The 20,708-nt window shown below is 44.3% G+C and carries 16 protein-coding genes; 3 read left to right on the top strand and 13 right to left on the bottom strand.

Going from position 1 to position 20,708, the window contains the following annotated elements:
* Positions 1-15: 15 nt before the first annotated feature.
* Together DXD06_RS10305 and DXD06_RS10300 are read right to left on the bottom strand one after the other, a co-directional pair.
* On the bottom strand, positions 16-912 hold the full coding sequence (locus DXD06_RS10305; protein ID WP_022045551.1) for a carbohydrate ABC transporter permease: 897 nt from the start codon (positions 910-912) through the stop codon (positions 16-18).
* Positions 913-924: 12 nt separating this feature from the next.
* Complete coding sequence (locus DXD06_RS10300) at positions 925-1,863, bottom strand: ABC transporter permease (RefSeq protein ID WP_117831569.1); 939 nt, start codon at positions 1,861-1,863, stop codon at positions 925-927.
* A 219-nt stretch (positions 1,864-2,082) separates the two neighbouring features.
* Here DXD06_RS10300 and DXD06_RS10295 point away from each other — a divergent pair, with 219 nt between their 5' ends.
* Positions 2,083-3,108 carry a LacI family DNA-binding transcriptional regulator gene (locus tag DXD06_RS10295; RefSeq protein ID WP_117831568.1) on the top strand — a complete coding sequence of 342 codons (1,026 nt, stop codon included), beginning with the start codon at positions 2,083-2,085 and terminating at the stop codon, positions 3,106-3,108.
* Between the two features lie 12 nt (positions 3,109-3,120).
* Here DXD06_RS10295 and DXD06_RS10290 read toward each other — a convergent pair whose 3' ends face one another.
* The 6 genes from DXD06_RS10290 to DXD06_RS10265 all read right to left on the bottom strand — a co-directional run bounded on the left by DXD06_RS10290 (position 3,121) and on the right by DXD06_RS10265 (position 10,080).
* Positions 3,121-4,491: an MATE family efflux transporter gene (locus tag DXD06_RS10290; protein ID WP_117831567.1), complete on the bottom strand. Its 1,371-nt coding sequence runs from the start codon at positions 4,489-4,491 to the stop codon at positions 3,121-3,123.
* Positions 4,492-4,700: 209 nt separating this feature from the next.
* On the bottom strand, positions 4,701-5,123 hold the full coding sequence (locus tag DXD06_RS10285) for an Hsp20/alpha crystallin family protein (protein WP_022045555.1): 423 nt from the start codon (positions 5,121-5,123) through the stop codon (positions 4,701-4,703).
* Positions 5,124-6,219: 1,096 nt separating this feature from the next.
* Complete coding sequence (locus tag DXD06_RS10280) at positions 6,220-7,188, bottom strand: prolyl oligopeptidase family serine peptidase (RefSeq protein WP_117831566.1); 969 nt, start codon at positions 7,186-7,188, stop codon at positions 6,220-6,222.
* 28 nt (positions 7,189-7,216) lie between these two features.
* Positions 7,217-8,086, bottom strand: a complete 870-nt coding sequence (locus tag DXD06_RS10275; protein WP_117831565.1) for an SPL family radical SAM protein — start codon at positions 8,084-8,086, stop codon at positions 7,217-7,219.
* Between the two features lie 17 nt (positions 8,087-8,103).
* Entirely contained in the window at positions 8,104-8,796 is a 693-nt protein-coding gene (locus DXD06_RS10270) for a flavodoxin family protein (protein WP_117831564.1), read from the bottom strand.
* A gap of 30 nt (positions 8,797-8,826) precedes the next feature.
* Positions 8,827-10,080, bottom strand: coding sequence for an HD-GYP domain-containing protein (locus DXD06_RS10265; RefSeq protein WP_243001009.1), 1,254 nt, complete (start codon positions 10,078-10,080; stop codon positions 8,827-8,829).
* 167 nt (positions 10,081-10,247) lie between these two features.
* Between DXD06_RS10265 and DXD06_RS10260 the strand changes: the two genes are divergently transcribed.
* Together DXD06_RS10260 and DXD06_RS10255 are read left to right on the top strand one after the other, a co-directional pair.
* Complete coding sequence (locus tag DXD06_RS10260) at positions 10,248-13,118, top strand: ATP-binding protein (protein ID WP_117831563.1); 2,871 nt, start codon at positions 10,248-10,250, stop codon at positions 13,116-13,118.
* A 13-nt stretch (positions 13,119-13,131) separates the two neighbouring features.
* The gene (locus DXD06_RS10255) at positions 13,132-13,896 is read left to right on the top strand and encodes a response regulator (RefSeq protein WP_243001007.1); all 765 of its coding nucleotides are present in this window, start codon (positions 13,132-13,134) and stop codon (positions 13,894-13,896) included.
* Positions 13,897-13,913: 17 nt separating this feature from the next.
* Here DXD06_RS10255 and DXD06_RS10250 read toward each other — a convergent pair whose 3' ends face one another.
* The 5 genes from DXD06_RS10250 to DXD06_RS10230 are packed head-to-tail and all read right to left on the bottom strand — an operon-like array spanning position 13,914 to position 20,646.
* Entirely contained in the window at positions 13,914-14,735 is an 822-nt protein-coding gene (locus DXD06_RS10250) for a hypothetical protein (protein WP_117831562.1), read from the bottom strand.
* Positions 14,732-16,672 (bottom strand): biotin/lipoyl-binding protein, encoded by a 1,941-nt coding sequence (locus tag DXD06_RS10245; RefSeq protein ID WP_158569518.1) that lies wholly within the window; start codon positions 16,670-16,672, stop codon positions 14,732-14,734. Before DXD06_RS10245 ends, DXD06_RS10250 begins: the two co-directional genes overlap by 4 nt.
* Before the next feature lie 41 nt (positions 16,673-16,713).
* Positions 16,714-17,553: a carbohydrate ABC transporter permease gene (locus tag DXD06_RS10240; protein ID WP_117831560.1), complete on the bottom strand. Its 840-nt coding sequence runs from the start codon at positions 17,551-17,553 to the stop codon at positions 16,714-16,716.
* On the bottom strand, positions 17,550-18,401 hold the full coding sequence (locus DXD06_RS10235; protein ID WP_117831559.1) for a carbohydrate ABC transporter permease: 852 nt from the start codon (positions 18,399-18,401) through the stop codon (positions 17,550-17,552). The genes DXD06_RS10240 and DXD06_RS10235 overlap by 4 nt, the downstream gene beginning before the upstream one ends.
* Positions 18,388-20,646, bottom strand: a complete 2,259-nt coding sequence (locus DXD06_RS10230) for a hypothetical protein (protein WP_117831558.1) — start codon at positions 20,644-20,646, stop codon at positions 18,388-18,390. The genes DXD06_RS10235 and DXD06_RS10230 overlap by 14 nt, the downstream gene beginning before the upstream one ends.
* Positions 20,647-20,708: the final 62 nt, after the last annotated feature.

The raw sequence follows: 20,708 nt of genomic DNA, 5'->3' as shown, positions 1-20,708 counted from the left end.
ACCTGTCCTTTCTGCTTAACCTTTTACCGATCCAACCATAACACCTTTGTCAAAGTATTTCTGGAAAAATGGATACATAATAAGCAATGGTAAACTTGATACTACAATTGTTGCGTATTTTAACTGTTCGGCAACTTTTGCCATCTCCGCGGTACTCTGAATATCCGCGATCATGCCCGGCTGCGGTGTATTCTGTACCAGAATGGAACGCAGAACCAGCTGCAGTGGCTGTAAGTTTGCATCATTTAAGTAAATCATCGCATCAAAATAACTGTTCCACATACCGACAAAAGACCACAGTGCCAGCACCGCGATAATCGGTTTGCACACCGGCATCATAATCTGGAAGAAATGCTGGATCTCATTTGCCCCGTCAATTGCGGATGCCTCCCGCAGTTCTTTTGGAATGGACTGATAGTACGTTCTTGCCAGAATCATATTCCAGACATTAAATGCTCCCGGAATGAGAATTGCCCACACGGTATTTACCATATGAAGCTGATTGATCAAAATAAACGTCGGAATCATTCCACCGCCGAAAAACATGGTGATCAGAAAAATCACGTTAAAAAATTTTCTTCCGACAAATTCTTTTTTCGACATCGGATACGCTGCTAACAATGTGACAAATACGGAAATTGCCGCAAATGCCAGTGAATACAAAAACGAATTTAAAAATCCGCGCCAGATCATTCCGTTTTCCAGCACACGCCGATATGCATCCAGTGTCCAGTCTTTGATGTGAAAACTCAGTCCCTGATTATTCAATACCGTCGGGTCCATAAAAGATGCTAAAACAACATAGACCAGCGGAACAACAATTGAAAGAACAAACAGTCCAAGAATGGCATAACCGATTCCAAGCACCAGCCGGTCTGTCCGTGAATATTTCATTTTACTAACTGTTTCCATTTCACGTTCCTCCTATAATCCTTCTCCATCGTTTAATTTCTTTACCACCCAGTTCACAAATATAAGCAGGATCACATTGATCACCGAATTAAACAGTCCCACTGCCGTAGAATAACCGTAATCGCCATTCAAAAGACCAATCCGGTATACATAGGTTGATAAAATTTCAGAAGCCGGTAAGTTCATATCTGTCTGTAATGCATATGCCTTTTCAAAGCCGATGCTCATAATGTTTCCGGCCTGTAAAATAAACTGGATCACGATAATATCCTTGATTGCCGGAAGTTCCACATACCAGATCTGCTGCAAAAGATTTGCACCGTCCACAATGGCTGCCTCTTCCAGTTCCTTGCTTGCATTGGATAATGCTGCAGTATACATGATGGATGCCCAGCCTGCTCCCTGCCAGATTCCGCTTGCAATATAAATGGTACGGAATGCGGACGGCATGGTCATCCAGTTTGTATTCATCCCCAGCAGACGGTTTAACGGTCCTACCGGAGATAAAAACATACGCACCATACCACAGAGCACGATGACGGAAATAAAATTCGGTGCATAGATCAGCAGCTGGATTTTTTTCTTAATCCCCGCCTTGCGGATACGGTTCAGTAAAAGTGCCAGAATAATTGGTATCGGAAAACTCCAGAGAAGTCCAAAGATACTCAGCTTTAATGTGTTCAGCAGGTAGTTCATAAAATCCGGTGATGATAAAAATCTCTGGAAATATTCCAGCCCCACCCACGGGCTTCCCAAAACTCCTTTAATGACATTGTAATCCTCAAATGCAATCAGAAGTCCTCCCATCGGAAGATACTTGAAAATGATTGTGAGTAACAGTGCCGGCATCAGAAAAAAAACATACAGCTGCCAGTTTTTCTTTATATAAGACAGCTTCCCCCCCATGGTTTGTTTTTTCGCAGAGCCGACTTGTTTTGCCAGTTTTTTCATGCAATTGCTCCTTCCTTTTCATCGTATTACTCGTTCTGCTTTGATGTAACCGGTAAAGTAACCGGTTACTTTATATTATGATAGTACAACAAAGTTTCCGATATGTCAACACTTTTATTTATTAAAGTAACCGATTACGTAACTAGTTATTTTTTCATTGCTATTTTTCTTTCCGGTTGTTATACTATGGATAAAACAGATAAAGGAGACAGCTTTCAGATGGGAAAGAAACAGGTAACATTTGCAGATATTGCAGCATATACGAATTTTTCAAAGACAACCATTTCCAGATATTTTAATCATCCGGACTCCCTGACGCTTGAAAATCAGGAGAAAATTTCACAGGCTCTTGATACTCTGGGTTACAAAAAGAATAAGCTTGCAAAGGTTCTTGCCAATGGAAAGAGTGAATTTATCGGAATCATTATTCCGAACCTTTATCTGCACTATTATTCGGAAATGCTTACACAGATTCTTTCCAGCTACCGCGATTTTCATTATAAATTTCTCGTATTCGTCAGCGACAACGGACCGTCCGAGGAGGAACAGTACATTGATGAACTGATGGCATACCAGATTGAGGGTCTGATCGTGTTAAGTCACACTCTTTCTTCCGAAAAACTGGCTTCTTATCAGATCCCTGTCATTGCCATTGAGCGCGAAGCCGAACATATCTGTGGCGTAACCAGCGACAATTATATGGGTGCGCTCCAGGCGGCAACGCTTCTGATCCGGGACAAATGCGATGTACTGATTCACGTTAATGCGGATGTTCCAAAGTCCATCCCTGCCTATGACCGTATCCGTGCCTTTGAAGATACCTGTCAGGAATATCACGTTCCTTATGAACTGAATTTAAATGTAATAGGGGATTCTTATCAGGACATTTTTGCACAAATGAAGCACATTTTCTCTGATATTGATGAGAAGTATCCATGCAAAAAAAAGGGGATTTTCCTCGCCAATGATACCTATGCAAATATGTTTTTAAACCTGATTTTCCAAAAATACGGATGCTTTCCTGACAGTTATGAACTGGTCGGATTTGACAATTCCCCGATTGCAAGCGAGGCAATTCTGCCTATCACAACGGTCGGACAGCAGATCGACCTGATCGCCAAAACCGCAATGGAACTTCTGGTGCAGCAGATGGAAGAACGAAAAAAAAGAAGACCGGTTTCTCTTTCGAAACCGATCCATAAACAGATTACACCGGTACTGATCCGCAGGGATACGACCAGCTGATTTTTTATAAATTTATGATTTTTCTTTCTGCTCCATCCCCGTATGCGTCAGATCCTTCACCCACTTATATTTCCGAAAATGATAGAGCGTCCACGGAATTTTTCCAACCTCATCAATACAGGTACACGCGTATACGACAATCACCGGCCAGTGGAACCGGTAAGTTCCAAGCGCAGCAAGTGGAATCGCGATTCCCCACATTGTTACGGCAAGGCTGTACACATCAAACATTGTATCACCGCCGGAACCAAACACGCCATTGATAGTAATTTCGTTGACGGAGCGGCCAATCATATAGACGCAGAGCACAACAAACATTCCCTTTAAATATACGGCTGCCTGCGGTGTCAGTTTGACAAAATGCAAAATAAACGGTGCCGAAATTCCCATGAGAACCATCATGGCAACTCCGCACACAAAGGAAATCTTCATCATCCGCGTACCATATAATTTCCCCCGTTTTAGGTTGCCGGCACCAAGCTCATTTCCGACCATAATCCCCGCCGCACCGGAAATTCCGGCACTCAGGCAGCAGATGATATCACGGACAACCGCCGCCACAGAATTGGCAGCGGCCGCGTCTACTCCCAGATGTCCCATAAAAGAAGAATACGAAGTAAATCCGACTCCCCAGAACAGGGACGCACCGAGAATCGGCATTGCGCATTTCCGGAAATCCCGTGCCAGTTCCCGGTTTCTTTGAAACAGACGGGTCAGATACGGACGGATGTAGCCCGGACGGCTGGAAATCAGGATACAACAGGCCAGTTCTATCATCCTTGCGCTTAATGTCGCTGTTGCTGCACCCCGGACACCCATCGGGGTAATGCCCAGTTTTCCGTAGATCAAAATGGCATTCAGTGCAATATTGATCCCTACCGTAGCAGAACTGATCAGTGCCGTTGTCAATGCGTGCTCGCTGATTTTCATAACCACCAGATAGCATTGGGAAATTCCTGTAAGCAGATAAGAAAATCCGGCAATCCGCAGATACTGCATGCCATAACCGATCAATACCGGTTCATCCGTAAAAAACAGCATCAGATACTGTGGGAAACAGATACAGGCAATGAAAAATGCAATCGACACCAGACCACAAAGCCGCAGTGCCATACAGAAAATATCATCCAGCGTTTTGATATTGCCCCTGCCCCAGTACTGTGCCCCGAGAATCGCCAGTCCTCCGGTTGCAGCAGAAAGAAGCATATTCTGAATAAACTGAATCTGCGTGGCAAGTGAAACTGCCGACATGTAATTCTGGTCCATCCCTCCGAGCATAAACGCATCTGCCACGGCAACCAGTGCCAGCATTAGGTTCTGCAGCATCATCGGAAGCATAAGACCCAGGAGTTTTTTATAAAAAATTGTATCGTTTGTAAACATAAAATTCTCTCTTTTTTCCTGTATCATTTCATCTCAATCCATTTATTATATTGCCTTTTTCATCATTAAGCAACATCAATCATTGCCACTTGCCTCTATACCTGTATATAAAGTTTTGTTTCTTCGGAAAAAAGAATTGTGACGCGAAAAAAGCCGCCGCAGGAAAAATACCTGCAACGGCTCAAAAATCAGGGGATATTTATAAAGGATTACGCAATGGTAATATATTTCTTTTCTTCTGTCTTTGTCTTATCTTCCTTTGGAACAAACAGGGTAAGAATACCGTTCTGGAAACTTGCCCGGATATCTTCCTGACGGAGATACTCGCCCACATAGAATGATCTCTGGCAGCTTCCGGTATAACGCTCGCGGCGCAGATACTTACCTTCCACGGTCTCTTCTGCACTCTTGGCTGCACTGATCGTCAGATAGCCTTTGTGCAATGCTGCCTGCACTTCTTCTTTCTTATAACCAGGCAGTTCCATCTGCAGCTCATATCCGTCTGCCAGTTCTCTGATATCTGTCTTCATCAGATTCTGTGTGTTTTGCGATGCCTGCTGCTTCGGGGCTTTCTTGTTATATTCACTATCGTCATACCATGGGTTAAAAAATGTATCAAATAAATCGTACATAAGTCATTTCCTCCTGTAAACGTTTTGTTCTTTGTTTATGCCCCTATTATAACACGTTATTAGCACTCGTCAAGTATGAGTGCTAATAAAATTTCTAAAAATTTTATTAAGTCCCGGTTTCAAAGGCTTTGTGGGTTTTTAAAATTTCTAAAATTGCCTGTTTTGTGATTACTGTACCCTTTTTAGAATTAGGTTTGACTGCGTAGACCGGGCGCCTTTTGCGGAAATCAAAGGTACGGATTTGCAAGAAACTGTTTTAAATACAAGTTTTTTCTATGCGACAAATATAAAGGCGCCAGAACTTGCAGTTAAAGGGACGCCTTAAAAGCAGTTACGAATCCCATGAACTAGAATAAACATAAAAATACCCTGTTAAATCACTTGATGATAAGGCCGGGTATCTATAGATGAAAAATTAAAGTTTTGGGTGACGGTTTTCTGGAATTTTAATGCTTGAAATCAGAAAATGTCACCTATATAGTAAAAATTGCTTCTCCAGATACCGCATTTTTCAATAAAGCGGTATCTGGAGAAGCAATTTTTGATCTATAGAGACTTTCCGGTATCTGCATGTTAAGTTTTCAATGTATAGGTACCGCAATGGTATCTTTTACATGAATTTTATTGGAATAGATACCACGATGGCATCTTTCCTATGAATTTTAATTATATAGAACCCATCCTTTATTTATAAGTTTATAATGCCCGATCATATAAAGGCTTCAATAGAACTATTGTTTCACAAAACACCGGCAATGAAATTTCCACCTATTAGCATGTCAGGATTCCAAAGTATTTATCACTTTACCGTAAACGCTCATTGCACGCATTTCCTTCCGGGAGCGCCTTTAACTGCAGGTTCTGGTGCCTTTATATTTGTCAAACTTACCTGAAATCAATATCGGCGTTAATTTGTAAATTTTTCTGGAGAAAGAGAATGTCCCCCTTCTTACGTCACATCGAAAAAACTTATATTTAGAACAATCTCCGCAAATCCGTCCCACTTGCCAAACCCCAAAGGCGCCAGACCCCGCAGTTAACCAGCAAATTAAATGACATTGCCATATACAAAAAAGATAAAAAGGTTATAAAATATCTACGTCTGCAGCCATTTCCGGATTTTTTCCACATCCGTTTTTCGCAGATCCCCATGAATATTGGATTCAAACGTTACATACTCATAATCTTTCTGATTTTTCTTTAACTGTTTTACCAGCTTATCCGCCTGTTTGATCGACACCTTATCATCTCCTGTCGTATGGAAAATCAAAAGCGGTGTATTAATCTCATCTGCCCATGCAACCGCGGAACGCCTGCTGTATTCCTCCGGCAATTGTTCCGGTGTCCCCCCGATCAGCTCCGTAAGCAGCGATCTCATATCTTCGCGTTCTTCGTAGTTCATGGTACAATCCGCAACTCCGGCAACAACAACCGCTTTGTGGATGCGCCGGTCTTCGCGCAATGTTTCATAGGTCATCATTCCCCCACGGGAAACTCCAAACATATTAATATTCTTTGTATCAACAGAATTCAGTTTTTCGCACAAATCCAGGAGATGGATCACATCGTGGACATCATCCCCGCCAAAAGCATCGGTTCCCTCACTTTTTCCACAGCCACGATAATTGGATGCCACACAGATCGTATGAAACTGATAGGCATAATATGTCGTTTCCACATTTTTTAATGCCCCGTATGACCGGTTGCCTCCGTGATTATAAATCAGACACGGTGACTTCTTTTTCCCAAGCAGATCTATCGGAGCGCTGAGAAACGCCTCAATCTTTAAATCATCGCTGGTATAAAAAAAGCGATAGGAAACATACTTCGAGAGATCCACTCCCGCCTGTTTTTCATATGCCTGCAGATCTATTTTTTCATATTCTGAAACTCCTGCCGCCCTCAGATTCTCTTCTATCTGTTTTTCTGCATCCTTCACAGAAATGTCCGAAGACGATTTTATCCAAAAATGAATTCCCAACAGAATCAGTATGACAGCGATTGCCAAAAGCAAAAAAATCTTCCGGGATACAAAATCTTTTGATATGTTTTTTCCTTCGATCATAACCTCTCCCACTCTTAATAAAGTTATTTTAACTCATAAACAACGACTGCTGCACATATTTTTCCGGATACTGATGCAGATATGAAAAACACTTTTCTGGCATACACATTATCCCGTGTTCCCGGCATGTATTCCATATCATCTGTGTCAATTCCTCTGTATGTGGACTTGGCAGTTCATATGCATTCCCATATGTGTGTATATATTTTTGTCTGAGTCCTGGAAACTTCTGATCCAATGCATGATAAAAATACTCCCGGTCTCCATCCCGCAGCGTCACTCCCATTCCCCAAAACATGATTCCCTTTACTTCTGCCTGCAGACAATATTCCAGTAACCCCCGGATATTTTCCGCAGTATCATTGATAAACGGTAAAATCGGTGTCATCCATACAAGCGTAGGAATTCCTCTTTTTTTACATTCCATCAACACTTCAAAGCGCTGTCTTGTTGTCGATACATTTGGCTCGATCTTTTTGCATAGCTCTTCATCATAAGTGGTCAGCGTCATCTGGACAACTGCCTTTGCTTTTTCATTGATCGACTGTAGTAAATCCAGGTCCCGCAGTATACGGTTGGATTTCGTCTGAATTGCAACACCATATTCATATCTGTCAATCAGTTCCAGACACTTTCGCGTCAGGCCAAGCGTTTCTTCGATATGAAGATAGGAATCACACATTGCACCTGTTCCAATCATGCATTTCTGCCGTTTGGAGCGAAGCGCTTTTTCCAGAAGTTCCGGTGCATTTTCCTTTACCTCGATATCCTCAAATGCGTGAGTAAATCCGTAACATTTGCTTCTGCTGTCACAGTAGATACAGCCGTGCGAACAACCACGGTAAATGTTCATACCGTTATTTTTCGATAAAATTCCTTTTGCCTGTACAAAATGCATAATTTTTTATTTCTCCATTACTTCCACGGCCGTTTATTGCCCGTCCAGCCCATCGCTTTCCAGTACTCGGCATCCGGCTTTGAAAGACCGCCTTTGCTCTGCAGCATGCGCATCACTGAAAAGAATCCTTTTGTTTTGATTCCCGGTTTCACTTTACCGTTGTTTTTTAAGATCTTTGCGGCAGTTTTGTCTACTGCCTGATCAATTTTCTGCCGGATCTTCGGGGAAACGGTATCCCAGTTTACGGAACGCACGGCAATTCCGATTTTATAAACTTTTGGCACGCCCCAGAAAAACAGACTGTCCTGCATATCTTTGTTGGTGCTTTTCATACCTGCTCCGGCGGCGGTGGAAATACACACCGCCTGCTTGTGGAACATCTCCGGTCTCGGGCGGTGTACCATCCAGCGGTGCCCCTGATGATCCAGGAAATTTTTCATCGGAGCGGTCACATGATACACATAGACCGGGCTGGTCAGGATGATCAGATCCGCCTCATCCATTGCCTTTAAAATGGGCTGTTGTTTTTCAAAATGCGGACACTTATCTGCTGCCACACTGAAACACTGCGCACAGCCGATACAGTAGTCGGAGAAATCCCGCGGAAGAAAAAATTCTGTCACTTCCCCACCGATTTTGTCTGCCAGCAGTTTTCCGATATGATAGGTGGAACCCTTGTGGTTCTGCCCATTAATGATTACGGTCTTCATTCGTTCTGTACACCTCTCTGATTTTTTCTTTCATGTCAAGAAACACCCTGCAATCACCGGATCAAAATCCTGTCCGCTTCCGTTTTCTATAATACGGAAACACTCTTCCAGCGGAAGCGCATCCCGGTAACACCTCTTTGCCGATACCGCATCAAACACATCCGCTACCGCCATAATTCTCGCGGATAATGGAATTTCCTTCTGCGAAAGTCCATCCGGATAGCCTCTTCCGTTCCACTTTTCATGATGATGTCTGGCCACTTCATACGCCATTTTTTCGTATTCATCATCCCCCAGATGTCCAAATGTTTCCCTGATGATTTTTCCGCCCCGCGCCGCATGGGTTTTCATAATATCAAATTCTTCACTGGTGAGTTTTCCCGGTTTCTGCAGGATAGCATCCGGTATGGCGATCTTCCCGACATCATGCATAGGTGCAGCCATGACAAGATTTTTAATATAATCCCCCGTAAGCTGCTTTTTGTACAATCCACGTGTGCGGAGCTCTTCTGCCAGCATACGCACATACGCGGTGGTCCGCTTGATATGACCGCCCGTATTGTCATCACGGTTTTCCACAAGCGTCGCAAATCCCATGACCATCTCATTACTGTAATCCTGCAGCTTTGTAAACACGGGATTTTCCATATTCAGATAAGTTCCCACAATTACCGGTGTCGGCACAATACATGAAATCAGTGCCTGTGGATGAAACATCTGATAACAGGTCACAACAATTGATGCAAATACATAGGTTGATACCGTAATCAGTTTATGATGTCCAAGCTGATGCCAGCTTGTAAATAAAATAACAATCGCAGCAAGAATATATACGGCCACCATGATAAAACAGGTATATGCAGAAATTCCCATGGAATAGTTCGTAATATTCCCGTGCAGATAGGAAAGCTGCGGCATAAAAATAATAACAATGGCAAGATTGATCACCAATGGAGCCATCAGCAATATCCTTTTTTTCCTATTTTTTGGAATTCCTCTTGTAATATCCAGAAGATACAAAAACATGAGAAACATCATAATATCCAGACTGCACAGGAAACACATATGTAACACCATATTCACCACAGCCGGCACACTGTCCAGATGGTTAACGGTGTATGCGGTAATACCATCCAAAGTGATTTCCAGTATTCCCATAACCAGAAGCCACGCAAACACCGGCTCTTTTTTCTTTATTTTATATGCATATCTTTCCCTTACATAAATAAAAGCCACATAAAGTACAATCAGCAGACATCCCAACTGCAGCTTATCGTATTGCATAATTTTCCCTCTTTCGTAAGAACCTCAATATTTTAATTTTACAGTATATGAACCCAAACGGTACGTCAAGTATTATCTTTAAATTGCGTTGACAATCTCCCCTGAAAATCTATAATAAAATTAGTACTATTGTATTACCTTACTTTCAGATAAAGGAGATCCCCATTATGATATTTGCGACAGGATGGCTTTCCCTGCACCTGTTTGGTGTTTTTATAACATTTGCCCTGCTGGTGATTGTTTCCCAGAAAGAGGATGCCACCTATAAAAGCGAACTTCTTCTGACAATCGCATGCTGCCTTGTCACACTGGTAGCAAAAAGCATTTATATTGTGGGTGGTTCCAGGCAAACACTTCTTACTATAGGGAAGATGGAATATCTCGGAAAATGTTTTGCCAATTACTGCGCACTGATGTTTATTCTCCGCTGGCAGAACATTAAAATTCCAAGATGGTTTATCAATGCCCTGTTGTTTATCAACTGTGCTTTCTATATCCTGATTGCAACCGTTGACCATCACCACTGGTATTATAAGGATTACTGGCTTAACCCGTCACAGTCGAATATACGTGGGTATACTCTCGAAATTGCCCCGGCTCCTATGTATTATATATTTATGGCTTTTCAGGTTATGGAAATTATAGGCAGTGTATGTGTGATTGTTTCCTCGTATCTTTCCAAAAAGGATATGCCAGATCGCCTGAATCTGCATATCATCCTGCTGTTTTCCATGCTTTCCCCTGCGATCCTTCTCTCCCTGCGCCTTCTTGGCATTTTAAAATGGGACGACCCGACACCGCTCGGAATGTTTTTCGCCTGCGTGTTTATGTGTATTGCCGTCGTCAAATACAAAATGATCGACCCGGTAAAAAGCGCAAAAAACCTGATCATCCAGAATTTAAATGAAGCTGTTGTCGTCACGGATCTGGAGGGAAGATTTCTCTTTTTGAACCCTATGGCAGAAACACTGGTTTCTTCTATGAAGAAAAAAGCCATCCACCGTCAGAAAGACAGCGAAATCTACGATATTCTCCGGGGTTCGGAGGGATATTTTGACTGGCTGGATCACCACTATCAGGTCGAGGAAACGGAATTGCAAAGCTGCAACACCCCACAGGGATATATGCTGACACTGGTAGATGTCACAAAAATTCTGGAACAGAACCACCGCATGAAAGAACTCGTTACACAGGCAGAAGCTGCCACACAGGCAAAATCCGCGTTTGTATCCAATATATCCCATGAGATCCGTACCCCTATGAATTCCATTGTCGGAATCACGGAAGTCATGCTGCGTTCCCGGCATTCCCCAAGAGAACAGGAATTCCTGCTAAACATCCAGAGTTCCGGACAGGCACTGCTTTCCATCATCAACGATGTACTGGACTTTTCCAAGATTGAATCTGGAAAAATGCAGCTGGTTTTCGAGCCTTATGATACGCTCTCCCTGTTCCATGACCTGAAGCTGACAATGGAAAACCAGATCAGCAAATGCCCTCTGGAGCTGATTTATGAAATTGACCAGACCATACCATGCCTTTTATATGGGGATGCCGGACGCATCCGGCAGGTAATTACAAATCTGGTCAGCAATGCCATCAAATATACCGAACATGGACATGTCCGTTTTTCCGTCCATGTCCATAAAAAAGATTATGATAAAGTTTCCCTTTATTATGAAGTGGAAGATACCGGTATCGGAATCCGCAAAGAAGATCAGGAAATATTATTCGATTCCTTCCAGCGTGTGGATTTAAAAAAGAACCGCCGTATTCAGGGAACCGGTTTGGGCTTGACAATTTCGAAAAATTTCGTCAATATGATGGGAGGGACTATTGGTGTAGAAAGTGAATACGGAAAGGGAAGTAAATTTTATTTCTGTATTGACCAGACGATTATGGACTCGACACCAATTTCAGAAATCAACTACGAGCAGCGGCACAACAGTGTTGTCAGCAAAGAAGCAGAAAGCCTGTTTACCGCAGAGGATGCCCACATTCTCCTGGTAGATGATAATTCCCTGAACCTGCTCGTTGCCCAGGAGCTTCTAAAACCTCTGCAACTTCAGATTGATACCGCAGAAAATGGAAAAGATGCTGTCGCTATGGTACAGGAACGGCATTATGATCTGGTACTGATGGATCACATGATGCCTGTGATGGACGGCATTGAAGCTACCAAAGCAATCCGGGCACTTCCGGAACCACAATACCAAAACCTGCCAGTCATTGCCCTGACTGCAAATGCTATGGTAAACGCACAAAAGGAGTTTGCAAATGCAGGCATGAACGGATTTGTTGCAAAACCGATTGATTTCCAGATGATCTGTAACCAGCTGCGCAAATGGCTTCCTAAAGATATGATCCATGAACTTACCCGGGAAGAAGCCGAAAAGATTCTGTCGGATGAAACGGACACTGCGGATTCCATAACGGATACTTCCACCGGCAGTTCCGCGGAAAATCCTGCGGGATTCCGCTTCGAAAACGGTCTGCCCTACTGCGGATCGGAGGAAGCATTAAAACAGATCATACAGATTTTTTACAACACCATCGACAGCAAATCCAAAAAGATTGAACAATGTCTAAAGGAACAATTAATAAAGGATTATACGATTGAAGTCCACGCATTAAAAAGTTCCGCATTGCTGATCGGTGCCCCCGGTCTGTCCGAAGCTGCAAAGGAACTGGAAATGTATGGAAATGCACAAAATCTTGCTGCACTTGAAGAAAAAACAGGACCGGTGCTTGCCATGTACCGAAGTCTTAAGTCCCTCCTGCGTCCTTATGTGGAGGATAACGAAAGCAGCAAAAAGGAAGTTTCTTCTGATGACTGGATTACCGTTCTTGAGCAGATGCATCAGTGTGTAGAACAGTTTGACATGGATGGCGTGGATCATGCCATGGAAACCATGGAGACGTTTCAGACACCGGATAAGCTCAAAGACCTGATGGAACAGCTGCGTGTCTGCGTTACAGATGTGGAAATGGAAGAAATTATGAAATTAACTGATACAATGGTCAATTTATTACAATAGAAGGAGAGACATCATGCACGAAATAAAAAGCCCATTTCTCATCCTGATGGAGGAACAAAGTTATCTCGCACAATCATTAGAAAGTGCTTTTGAAAAACAAAATGTCAAAGTAAAAATTGTAACGATAGCAGAAGCCAGCAGCATTGTCATCTCGGAAAAACCAAGTGGTTACCTGATCTGCACAAGCCCGGAGCTTTTAAAAAAAGCGGTCAGCGTAAAAGTAATGGTTGACCAGGCGATAAAAAACAAGACTCCGGTATTTATTATGGGAAACATAGATGAACTGGAACTGCTGTGGGAAACCCTCCCACAGCAGATGGTCATGGATGTGTTCACCCGCCCGATTACGGTGGGCGATATGGTCGATAATGTCTGCACACAGATGAACGATTTCTATCAGCTGAAAAAACACACGATTCTGGCTGTGGATGATTCTGGTATTATCCTGCGCAAAATCAAGGCTCTGCTCGAAGACACCTATCAGGTTGTACTGGCAAACTCCGGTGCAATGGCGATCAAATACCTGACCTTAAACACCCCTGATCTGATTCTGTTGGATTATGCCATGCCGATCGTTGACGGCAGCCAGATCATGCAGATGCTCCGGGAAGATCCGGAATTTCACCATATTCCGATCATATTTCTGACTGGAAAAAATGATGCAGAAACCGTAAAAAATGTTATGTCTTTAAAACCAGATGGTTATTTATTAAAGAGCATGGATCCTCAGAAACTGCACGCGGCAATTGATGACTTTTTTGCATCACGGGGCAAATAAACCGGTTACGATACCCATCACTTTTTGCGGTGGGTATATTGATATCCTGCAAAAATACTTCCCGCCAGACAGACAAATGTCCCACACCGGTCAGCTTTATATCTCCTGCACTGTGTCTCGTAATAATATTCAATTCCTGTTTTGCGCATTTTTGCAATCTGGCGCAACTGTTGTTTTCTCGTCTGAACATTTTCTTTCCACCCGGAAAAATCTGACCACCTGCCCGGAACCAGTTCTGACAGCGTCTGCCAGCTGCGTAAATAATCCATACGCAGCACATGTCCTATCAGACCATATTGCAACAGAAAATTTTGTGCTTCCTCCATTTTATCACTTGCCAGCGTCAGACGGCAAAACACTTTCTTTTTCTGATCTTTCCCCTGCAGATACACACCGTTTCCCGGCTGCTGCACAACACCGCGGATGGTACGCGTCTGATGATCCACACAGATCTGCAGTCCGGTTACACTGGTACTTCCAAACAATTTCCACGCTGTATTTTTTCCGATCAGACATCCTTTCCCGTCATCTGCCGGCAGCACCGCAGATGCCGGCAATATCCATTCGGAGGAACCATACAGCCACACCACGTTTGTCTGCACGCTTTTTCCGAGATCCGGATCCGTCACTGTCTGATCAGCAGTTTCCCCCCATGCCGTAAATACTGCGCTTTCTGCGATGTTCTGTGCGTCCTCCGCAGAAATCGGTTTCTCCAGATAAAGAACCGGATTCTGCCACACAGCATCTGCACACTTGTCTGCACGCGCCGCTCCCATGGCAAAAAGAACCGCTGCAAACAGGCATCCTCCCGACAGAAACAGCGCAAACAGGCGCCTCATGATTCCTGCAGGCGAACGTTTTCTCCTGCCGAAAGAACCGCATCGGAATCCACAATCACAGAGTCTCCCGATGACAGATCGCCATCTTTAATTGCCGCATATTCTCCATTTTTCTCAGCAATTGTCACATTTGTTTTCTTTGCCACATACGCTCCTCCAAGCACCGTATCTGCTTTTTCCATCGTGTATACAAAATATTTGTCTTTTTCGCTGTGTATGGCGGTGATTGGCAGCGTGACAGAATATTCTTCCGAAGTTTTACACAACTCCATACTTGCATTTGCCCCCAGGGAAATTGTTTTTTTCGGCACATACACCGTAACTTTTACAGTATGGTCTTCTTCCGTTTCCGTAGAAAGAACCGTCATGTCCTCCCATGTCCGATCCCCTGCTTTTAATGCAACCGTATCACCGGAGTCCACATATACGGCATCTTCCCTGCTGACCTGTGTGGTAAAACGCAGTCCACCGGAAGTATCTGCCAGCAGAAAGGCCGCCGTGTCCGTTGTTTTTTCTCCCACTGTAAGCTGTACACTGCTTACAACACCGCTCATCTGTGCCTTTACTTTTCCTCTGGACGCTTTCACTTTCTGCAATGTTGCAAGCTGCTGTTGTTTTTGCGTAATTGTGACCGCATTGATTTCTGCACTATTGTCTTTTGCTTCTATTTCCGCAGCATCCGCAAGTGCACGTTTTGCTTCCTTATTCTGCTGTTTCTGCTGTTTTTGTGCGGTTTTTACCGCTTTTTTCGCATTCTCTGCCGCAGAAGTGTCCTGTGGTTCTTCGTCTTCCCCCTGTACAAATGCCTGCAAGGTGCATTTGGATTCCTTCCATTTCTGTTCCGCCTCGCTGACAAGCCTTTCATTTTTGCCCACAACATTTTCATAGTCCTCCTGCGCACGGGCAAGTGTCTGTCTGCGGTCTGCTTCCTGACTGGATGCTTCGTTTTTCTTTGCCTGCTGCCGGAGTTTTTCGGTTGCCAGCTCATCTTTTAAATCCAGCACCGTATCACACTGATTTTCCCACTGATCAGTACAGGAATCCCTCTGTGCCGTCAGCGCAGAAATCTGGCTTTCCAGTGACGCGATCCCTGTTTTTAAATTCTGCTTCTGTGCTTCGTCTTTCTCCTGCGCAAATGCTTTTTCTAATTGTGCTTTCTGCGCATTCAGACGATCCATGGATTTTTGTATCCCGTCTTTTTGCTTTGTGAGAGCATCCAGCTTTTTTTGCGCAGCATCCAGTTTACGCTGTTTCTGGTTGATCTCTATCTGTGTGATGGTATCGGAATAATCGCTGACCGGAGTTTTGGCAGCATCCTCTACGGCACGTCTCGCCTGCTGCTCTTCGGTTTTCTGCTGTTCTATGGCATCATCATATGTCTTTTTTGCCTCTTTGACCGCTGTCTGTAATTCTTCCAGCTTTTTTTCATATGCCTGCGCCTGCTCCCTGCGCAATCTGGTTTTCGTATCTTTTACATCTTTCTTTGCGTCCCTGACGGCATCCGCATTGTTTCTGACCGTATCCCTGTAATCCTCTTTGGCACGGGCAACCGCCTGGTTCCGGTCACTGTTTTTCTTTGCCTCGGCAGAGAGCAGCGCGTCATTTTGCAGCTGCAGTATTTCAATGTCATCAGAAAACGTCCGGATTTTATCTTTCAGGCTGTCCATGTCAAGCACTGCAAGCGTCTGTCCCTTTTTTACGTTTTGTCCTTTACGTACATTCACTTTTGCCACCAGAATATCCGCCGGGGCATACACTGCCTGATCCAGCAGTTTTTCCACTGTACCGTCCCCGGTCACTTTATGCTCAATCTTACGCGCCTGTGGCTGCTCAATGCGCACCTGCGCAACGGTAAAAGATGCTGCCGAACGGGAAATCACTGTAAACAAAAGCATGATTCCCAGCAGCACGATAAATATTTTTGTGGGTTTTCCCATGTATTTCCTCCTTTGCATTTTCTATTTCGTAATCACCCATTCTATTCTTTTACTGCCGCTGCTGTAATGCCTAGTTCCAGGTACTGCTGCCCCATGCCAAATACGCAAAGTGCTGGAAGCAGTGCCACCAGGGAACAACACAGTGCAAACCCCATCTGTCCCTCTTTGATCTCCGGCAGATACAGCGAAAGCGGCCACAGTTTTTTAGTCTGCAGAAACACCAGCGGCTGCTCAATCATACTGAAACACTCCAGAAACTGCAGCACCAGTGCCGAGAAAATTCCGGAGGAACCAAGTGGCACCCCTATTGCCCAGAAAATCTTCCATTCCCCGGCACCGTCGATCCTTGCTGCTTCCAGCAGTTCTTCCGGTATTCCGCAGAAAAAGCGGTACATAAGAAATACCGAAAAGGTAGAAAACACCCCCGGCACAATGACTGCCCATGTCGTATCCATCAGATGCAACCGATTGAGCACCAGATATTGCGAGAGCATTGTCACCTGAAACGGTAACATCATAAGCAGAATATATAAGAAGTATAAAAAACGTTTCCCGGGAATCGGATAACGTGCCAGCCCCCATGCCGATGGCAGGCCAAATACCAGCTGTCCGGCAAGTATTCCTACCGTAATCTTCATCGTATTCCAAAACATCTGAAAAAATTCTGGAGAATCGAAACAAAGCTCCACCAGATTTCGCAGCGTCGGATACAATGGAAACAGTCTCCAGCGCGCATATCCCTTTGTACTCTCCAGAACCGGTGCAAGATATTCCGCCAGTTCCCCGCTTCCCATCAGACTTCCGCAAACAAGAAAGACAAGCGGTGCCGCGGTAAGGGCTCCAAATAAAACAAGAATCGTAATGGCTATCGCTTTTTTCATTCATTTGTCTCCCACAATTTCTGGAGCAGCAGGACAAATACTGTAATGACCAGTGCAAGAAGTACGCTTCCCGCCGCCATTTTATCCACAGACAGATCCGTAAACCAGTTATTGAACAGGTGCTGCAGGAGATACATATCTTCCTGCGGATAATTTCCTGCCACAAGATAGGCCTCCCGGAACACCTTAAAAGAGTTCAGAAACGAAAGAACCACAATGGTAAAAATCAGCGGTCGGATCAGGGGCAGCGTAATCTTAAAAAACTGCGTCATTCTTCCTGCACCATCCATCTCTGCCGCCTCATACAGATCCGGGGATATCGAGGAAAGTCCTGCAAGCCAGAGAACCATTGTATAACCCAGATTTTTCCAGATATAGCTGAACACCAGCACAAAAAACGCTGCACCAGTGTTCATCCAGTCAACCGCATGGATTCCGCACAAATGCAGGATACCGTTGACAAAACCATGTTTGTCAAACATCAGTTTCCAGAGCAGCACAAGCGATGCCGCCGGAATTGCCATAGGCACCAGATATGCAGCTTTGAGCAGACGCAGCTTTTGATGAAATACCATCTGCCATGCATGCAACAGAAAGGCAAGCACTAAGGAAATCCCCAGCAATAGTGGCAGACATACCAGAAGAAATCGCAGCGTATTTTTCACGGCAAGCAAAAATGCACGGTTATGTAACACAATGCGGTAGTTTTCGAGTCCGCAGAATCTGCCACTGACCACCTGCACAAAGGAGCTGCGGATCACATCCATAAACGGCAGGAGAGAAAAAACCGCCACTCCACAGAACCCGGGAAGTAAAAACGAAAGTCCCATCCACTTACTCCGCCTCATACAACTGCACTTTCTTCATAATGGCGGAAAGCGTATCTTCCAGTGACTGCTTCCCCTGCAGATACTTTTGTCCTTCACTCAGCACCAGATCCCGCACCACGCGGTCGTTCCACGTCGGTGTATCAAGGCTTTCCAACATTTTTGTCAGATCTTCCTGCTGTTTTCCAGATATTTTCTTTACTTCATAACTGATCTCATAACTACCGTCCGATGAACTGCTTCCCATCTGGCTTTCCCGACTGTTTTTGCACTCTGTATCCAGTGCCGTGCGGTTGATGGAAAAGCCTTCCGTCATCTGGTTTTGTCCTTTTGCCAAAAGGGCTGTCTCAATAAATGCCCGTGCATTTTTATTATCTGCACTTTTCTGTGCCAGCCCAAGGCTTAAAAACGGAACAAACGATTTATGCTCTCCGGCATCAAACAGGGTAAACGTGCCTTTGTAACTGCTTTCTATTCCATAAAGCTGCTGCACATCATTTACACTTGTCAGTGATCCGATCGCAATCTGTCCCCCTCCCATCAGTCGGGACATTGCTGCACCTGTGCCCATCCCCAGCAGACTACCCTCTGCGAAACCGTTTGCAATTTCATCGGTAATCCGGTCTTTTTCCGCATAACTATCGGCATCATACAACGCTTTTGCAGTTTTCAAAAACTGTCTGATCTTCTCCTGATCCACACTCGTTTTTGTTTTCCATGAGGCACTGTCTGCATCGTAAAGCATCCCAAGTGTGGTCTGTGGTCCCCAGTTTCCGAATACTTTTTCTTTTTCAGAATTCAAAGAACCGGCATAGTTCTCCAGCTGCTTTAAATTCACCCCGGCATCGGTCAGATCCTGCGCTCCCTCCACAACGGTACAGTAAAAACGCACCGGAACCTGATTGATTTTTCCTTTCTTTGTATAAGCATCTGTAATATTGGTAAAAAGCCCTTCTTTTTCATTTGCTGCTTTTACATAACTGCCAAGGTCGGCAAGTACCCCCTTTTGTACGTAACTGTCTGCCGGAAGCCCGTCAAGTACCAACACGTCCGGACCTTTCCCTGCAAGCACCTCCGTATTTAATGTCCGGATGGCATCCTCCGCAGTGACACCGTCCTCTCCCGACATACCGATGGTCTTTTTAACCATCACATCTGGATGGTCTTTCTGATATGCTGTGATCAGCTGCTGCAATGCATTGGAATCCTCCAGCGCATATACGGTAATCTGATTTTGAGGCACCGCAGAAACGTCCGCATCATATGTGTAACGATAACAATGCCGCGCGCCCTGTGCGTCATTGACAAAAACCATATAGTTTTTATCATCGAATTTATACAGTGCCTGAAATGTCACATTCCTGTCTCCTAAACTTGTAAGTTCTCCGTTCATCAGCTGTTCCGTGGTGCTTCCCCCAATTTTATGGTAAAAAAGTCCATCGTTGTTTATATAATACAGTTCATCTCCGGAATCCCCCATTGTCATGGCAATATTATTGCTGTCCGTGTTATGTGACTTGCTGATTTTACCCACTGCCTGCTGCAGCACGTCATCGTTTTGCATACGCTCCGCAAGTGCCCCACTCTTAGCATCCGCAAACTGGATGCCTTTGTCCGTCATAAGTGCAAACTCTGTTCCTGCTGCAATCAGACGGTTAACCTTTTCGGAACTATCGGAAAATGCTTTGCTCATCTCTCCGGTCTGTGGATTCACCTCATAGACCACCCAGTTTAAGTCAGTCACAAACAGTTTATTGTCGGCATACACTGCGGAAGTAACAAAATTCTCCATATCATCACTTTCTTTTCCAGTGGCCTGATATTCGGGAAGCTGCAAATTTACTTTTGTTACTTTTCCGTCTGCTGACACCCGTTTCATTCCGGATTTTTTATTATACCCAAACACTGCTGCCGATCCATCCTCTCCATTTACGGCAGCCACATAGCAATCTGTTTTTTCAAGTTCTTTCTGCGACCATGTCTTTCCCTGATCTTTCGAATGCGCAAGAAACAGTTTCCCGTTGTCGTTATCATAGCCAATCAGTGTAAGCTCCCCTTCTTTACTTTTTCCAACTGCGTTGATAACCTGCAGATTGTCCGGCAGCGTTACTTCGCTTTCCACAAACCGTCCTTTGCCGCCCTGTGTAGACGCGGCATCCTCTGTATTTTTCTGATTACCGGTGCCACGGGAACCGCAGCCAGCCAGCAGCCCTGCCACTATGACACATACCATCAGTAGCATGGAAATTTTCCTTTTCATCTTCATTTCTCTACAATCTCCTTTCTGCCTTTAAGTGTAGCAGAGCTTTCTTTAAATTTTCTTTAAGG

This window comes from Roseburia sp. TF10-5 (assembly GCF_003462365.1).
GTDB lineage: Bacteria > Bacillota > Clostridia > Lachnospirales > Lachnospiraceae > Roseburia > Roseburia faecis.
Note: the sequence above shows the minus strand (reverse complement) of the source record. Positions and strands in the feature narration are given on the sequence as shown.

Coding starts and splice junctions, on each gene's coding strand:
- DXD06_RS10305 (WP_022045551.1), bottom strand. CDS start 912: ATGGAAACAGTTAGTAAAATGAAATATTCACGGACAGACCGGCTGGTG.
- DXD06_RS10300 (WP_117831569.1), bottom strand. CDS start 1,863: ATGAAAAAACTGGCAAAACAAGTCGGCTCTGCGAAAAAACAAACCATG.
- DXD06_RS10295 (WP_117831568.1), top strand. CDS start 2,083: ATGGGAAAGAAACAGGTAACATTTGCAGATATTGCAGCATATACGAAT.
- DXD06_RS10290 (WP_117831567.1), bottom strand. CDS start 4,491: ATGTTTACAAACGATACAATTTTTTATAAAAAACTCCTGGGTCTTATG.
- DXD06_RS10285 (WP_022045555.1), bottom strand. CDS start 5,123: ATGTACGATTTATTTGATACATTTTTTAACCCATGGTATGACGATAGT.
- DXD06_RS10280 (WP_117831566.1), bottom strand. CDS start 7,188: ATGATCGAAGGAAAAAACATATCAAAAGATTTTGTATCCCGGAAGATT.
- DXD06_RS10275 (WP_117831565.1), bottom strand. CDS start 8,086: ATGCATTTTGTACAGGCAAAAGGAATTTTATCGAAAAATAACGGTATG.
- DXD06_RS10270 (WP_117831564.1), bottom strand. CDS start 8,796: ATGAAGACCGTAATCATTAATGGGCAGAACCACAAGGGTTCCACCTAT.
- DXD06_RS10265 (WP_243001009.1), bottom strand. CDS start 10,080: ATGCAATACGATAAGCTGCAGTTGGGATGTCTGCTGATTGTACTTTAT.
- DXD06_RS10260 (WP_117831563.1), top strand. CDS start 10,248: ATGATATTTGCGACAGGATGGCTTTCCCTGCACCTGTTTGGTGTTTTT.
- DXD06_RS10255 (WP_243001007.1), top strand. CDS start 13,132: ATGCACGAAATAAAAAGCCCATTTCTCATCCTGATGGAGGAACAAAGT.
- DXD06_RS10250 (WP_117831562.1), bottom strand. CDS start 14,735: ATGAGGCGCCTGTTTGCGCTGTTTCTGTCGGGAGGATGCCTGTTTGCA.
- DXD06_RS10245 (WP_158569518.1), bottom strand. CDS start 16,672: ATGGGAAAACCCACAAAAATATTTATCGTGCTGCTGGGAATCATGCTT.
- DXD06_RS10240 (WP_117831560.1), bottom strand. CDS start 17,553: ATGAAAAAAGCGATAGCCATTACGATTCTTGTTTTATTTGGAGCCCTT.
- DXD06_RS10235 (WP_117831559.1), bottom strand. CDS start 18,401: ATGAGGCGGAGTAAGTGGATGGGACTTTCGTTTTTACTTCCCGGGTTC.
- DXD06_RS10230 (WP_117831558.1), bottom strand. CDS start 20,646: ATGAAGATGAAAAGGAAAATTTCCATGCTACTGATGGTATGTGTCATA.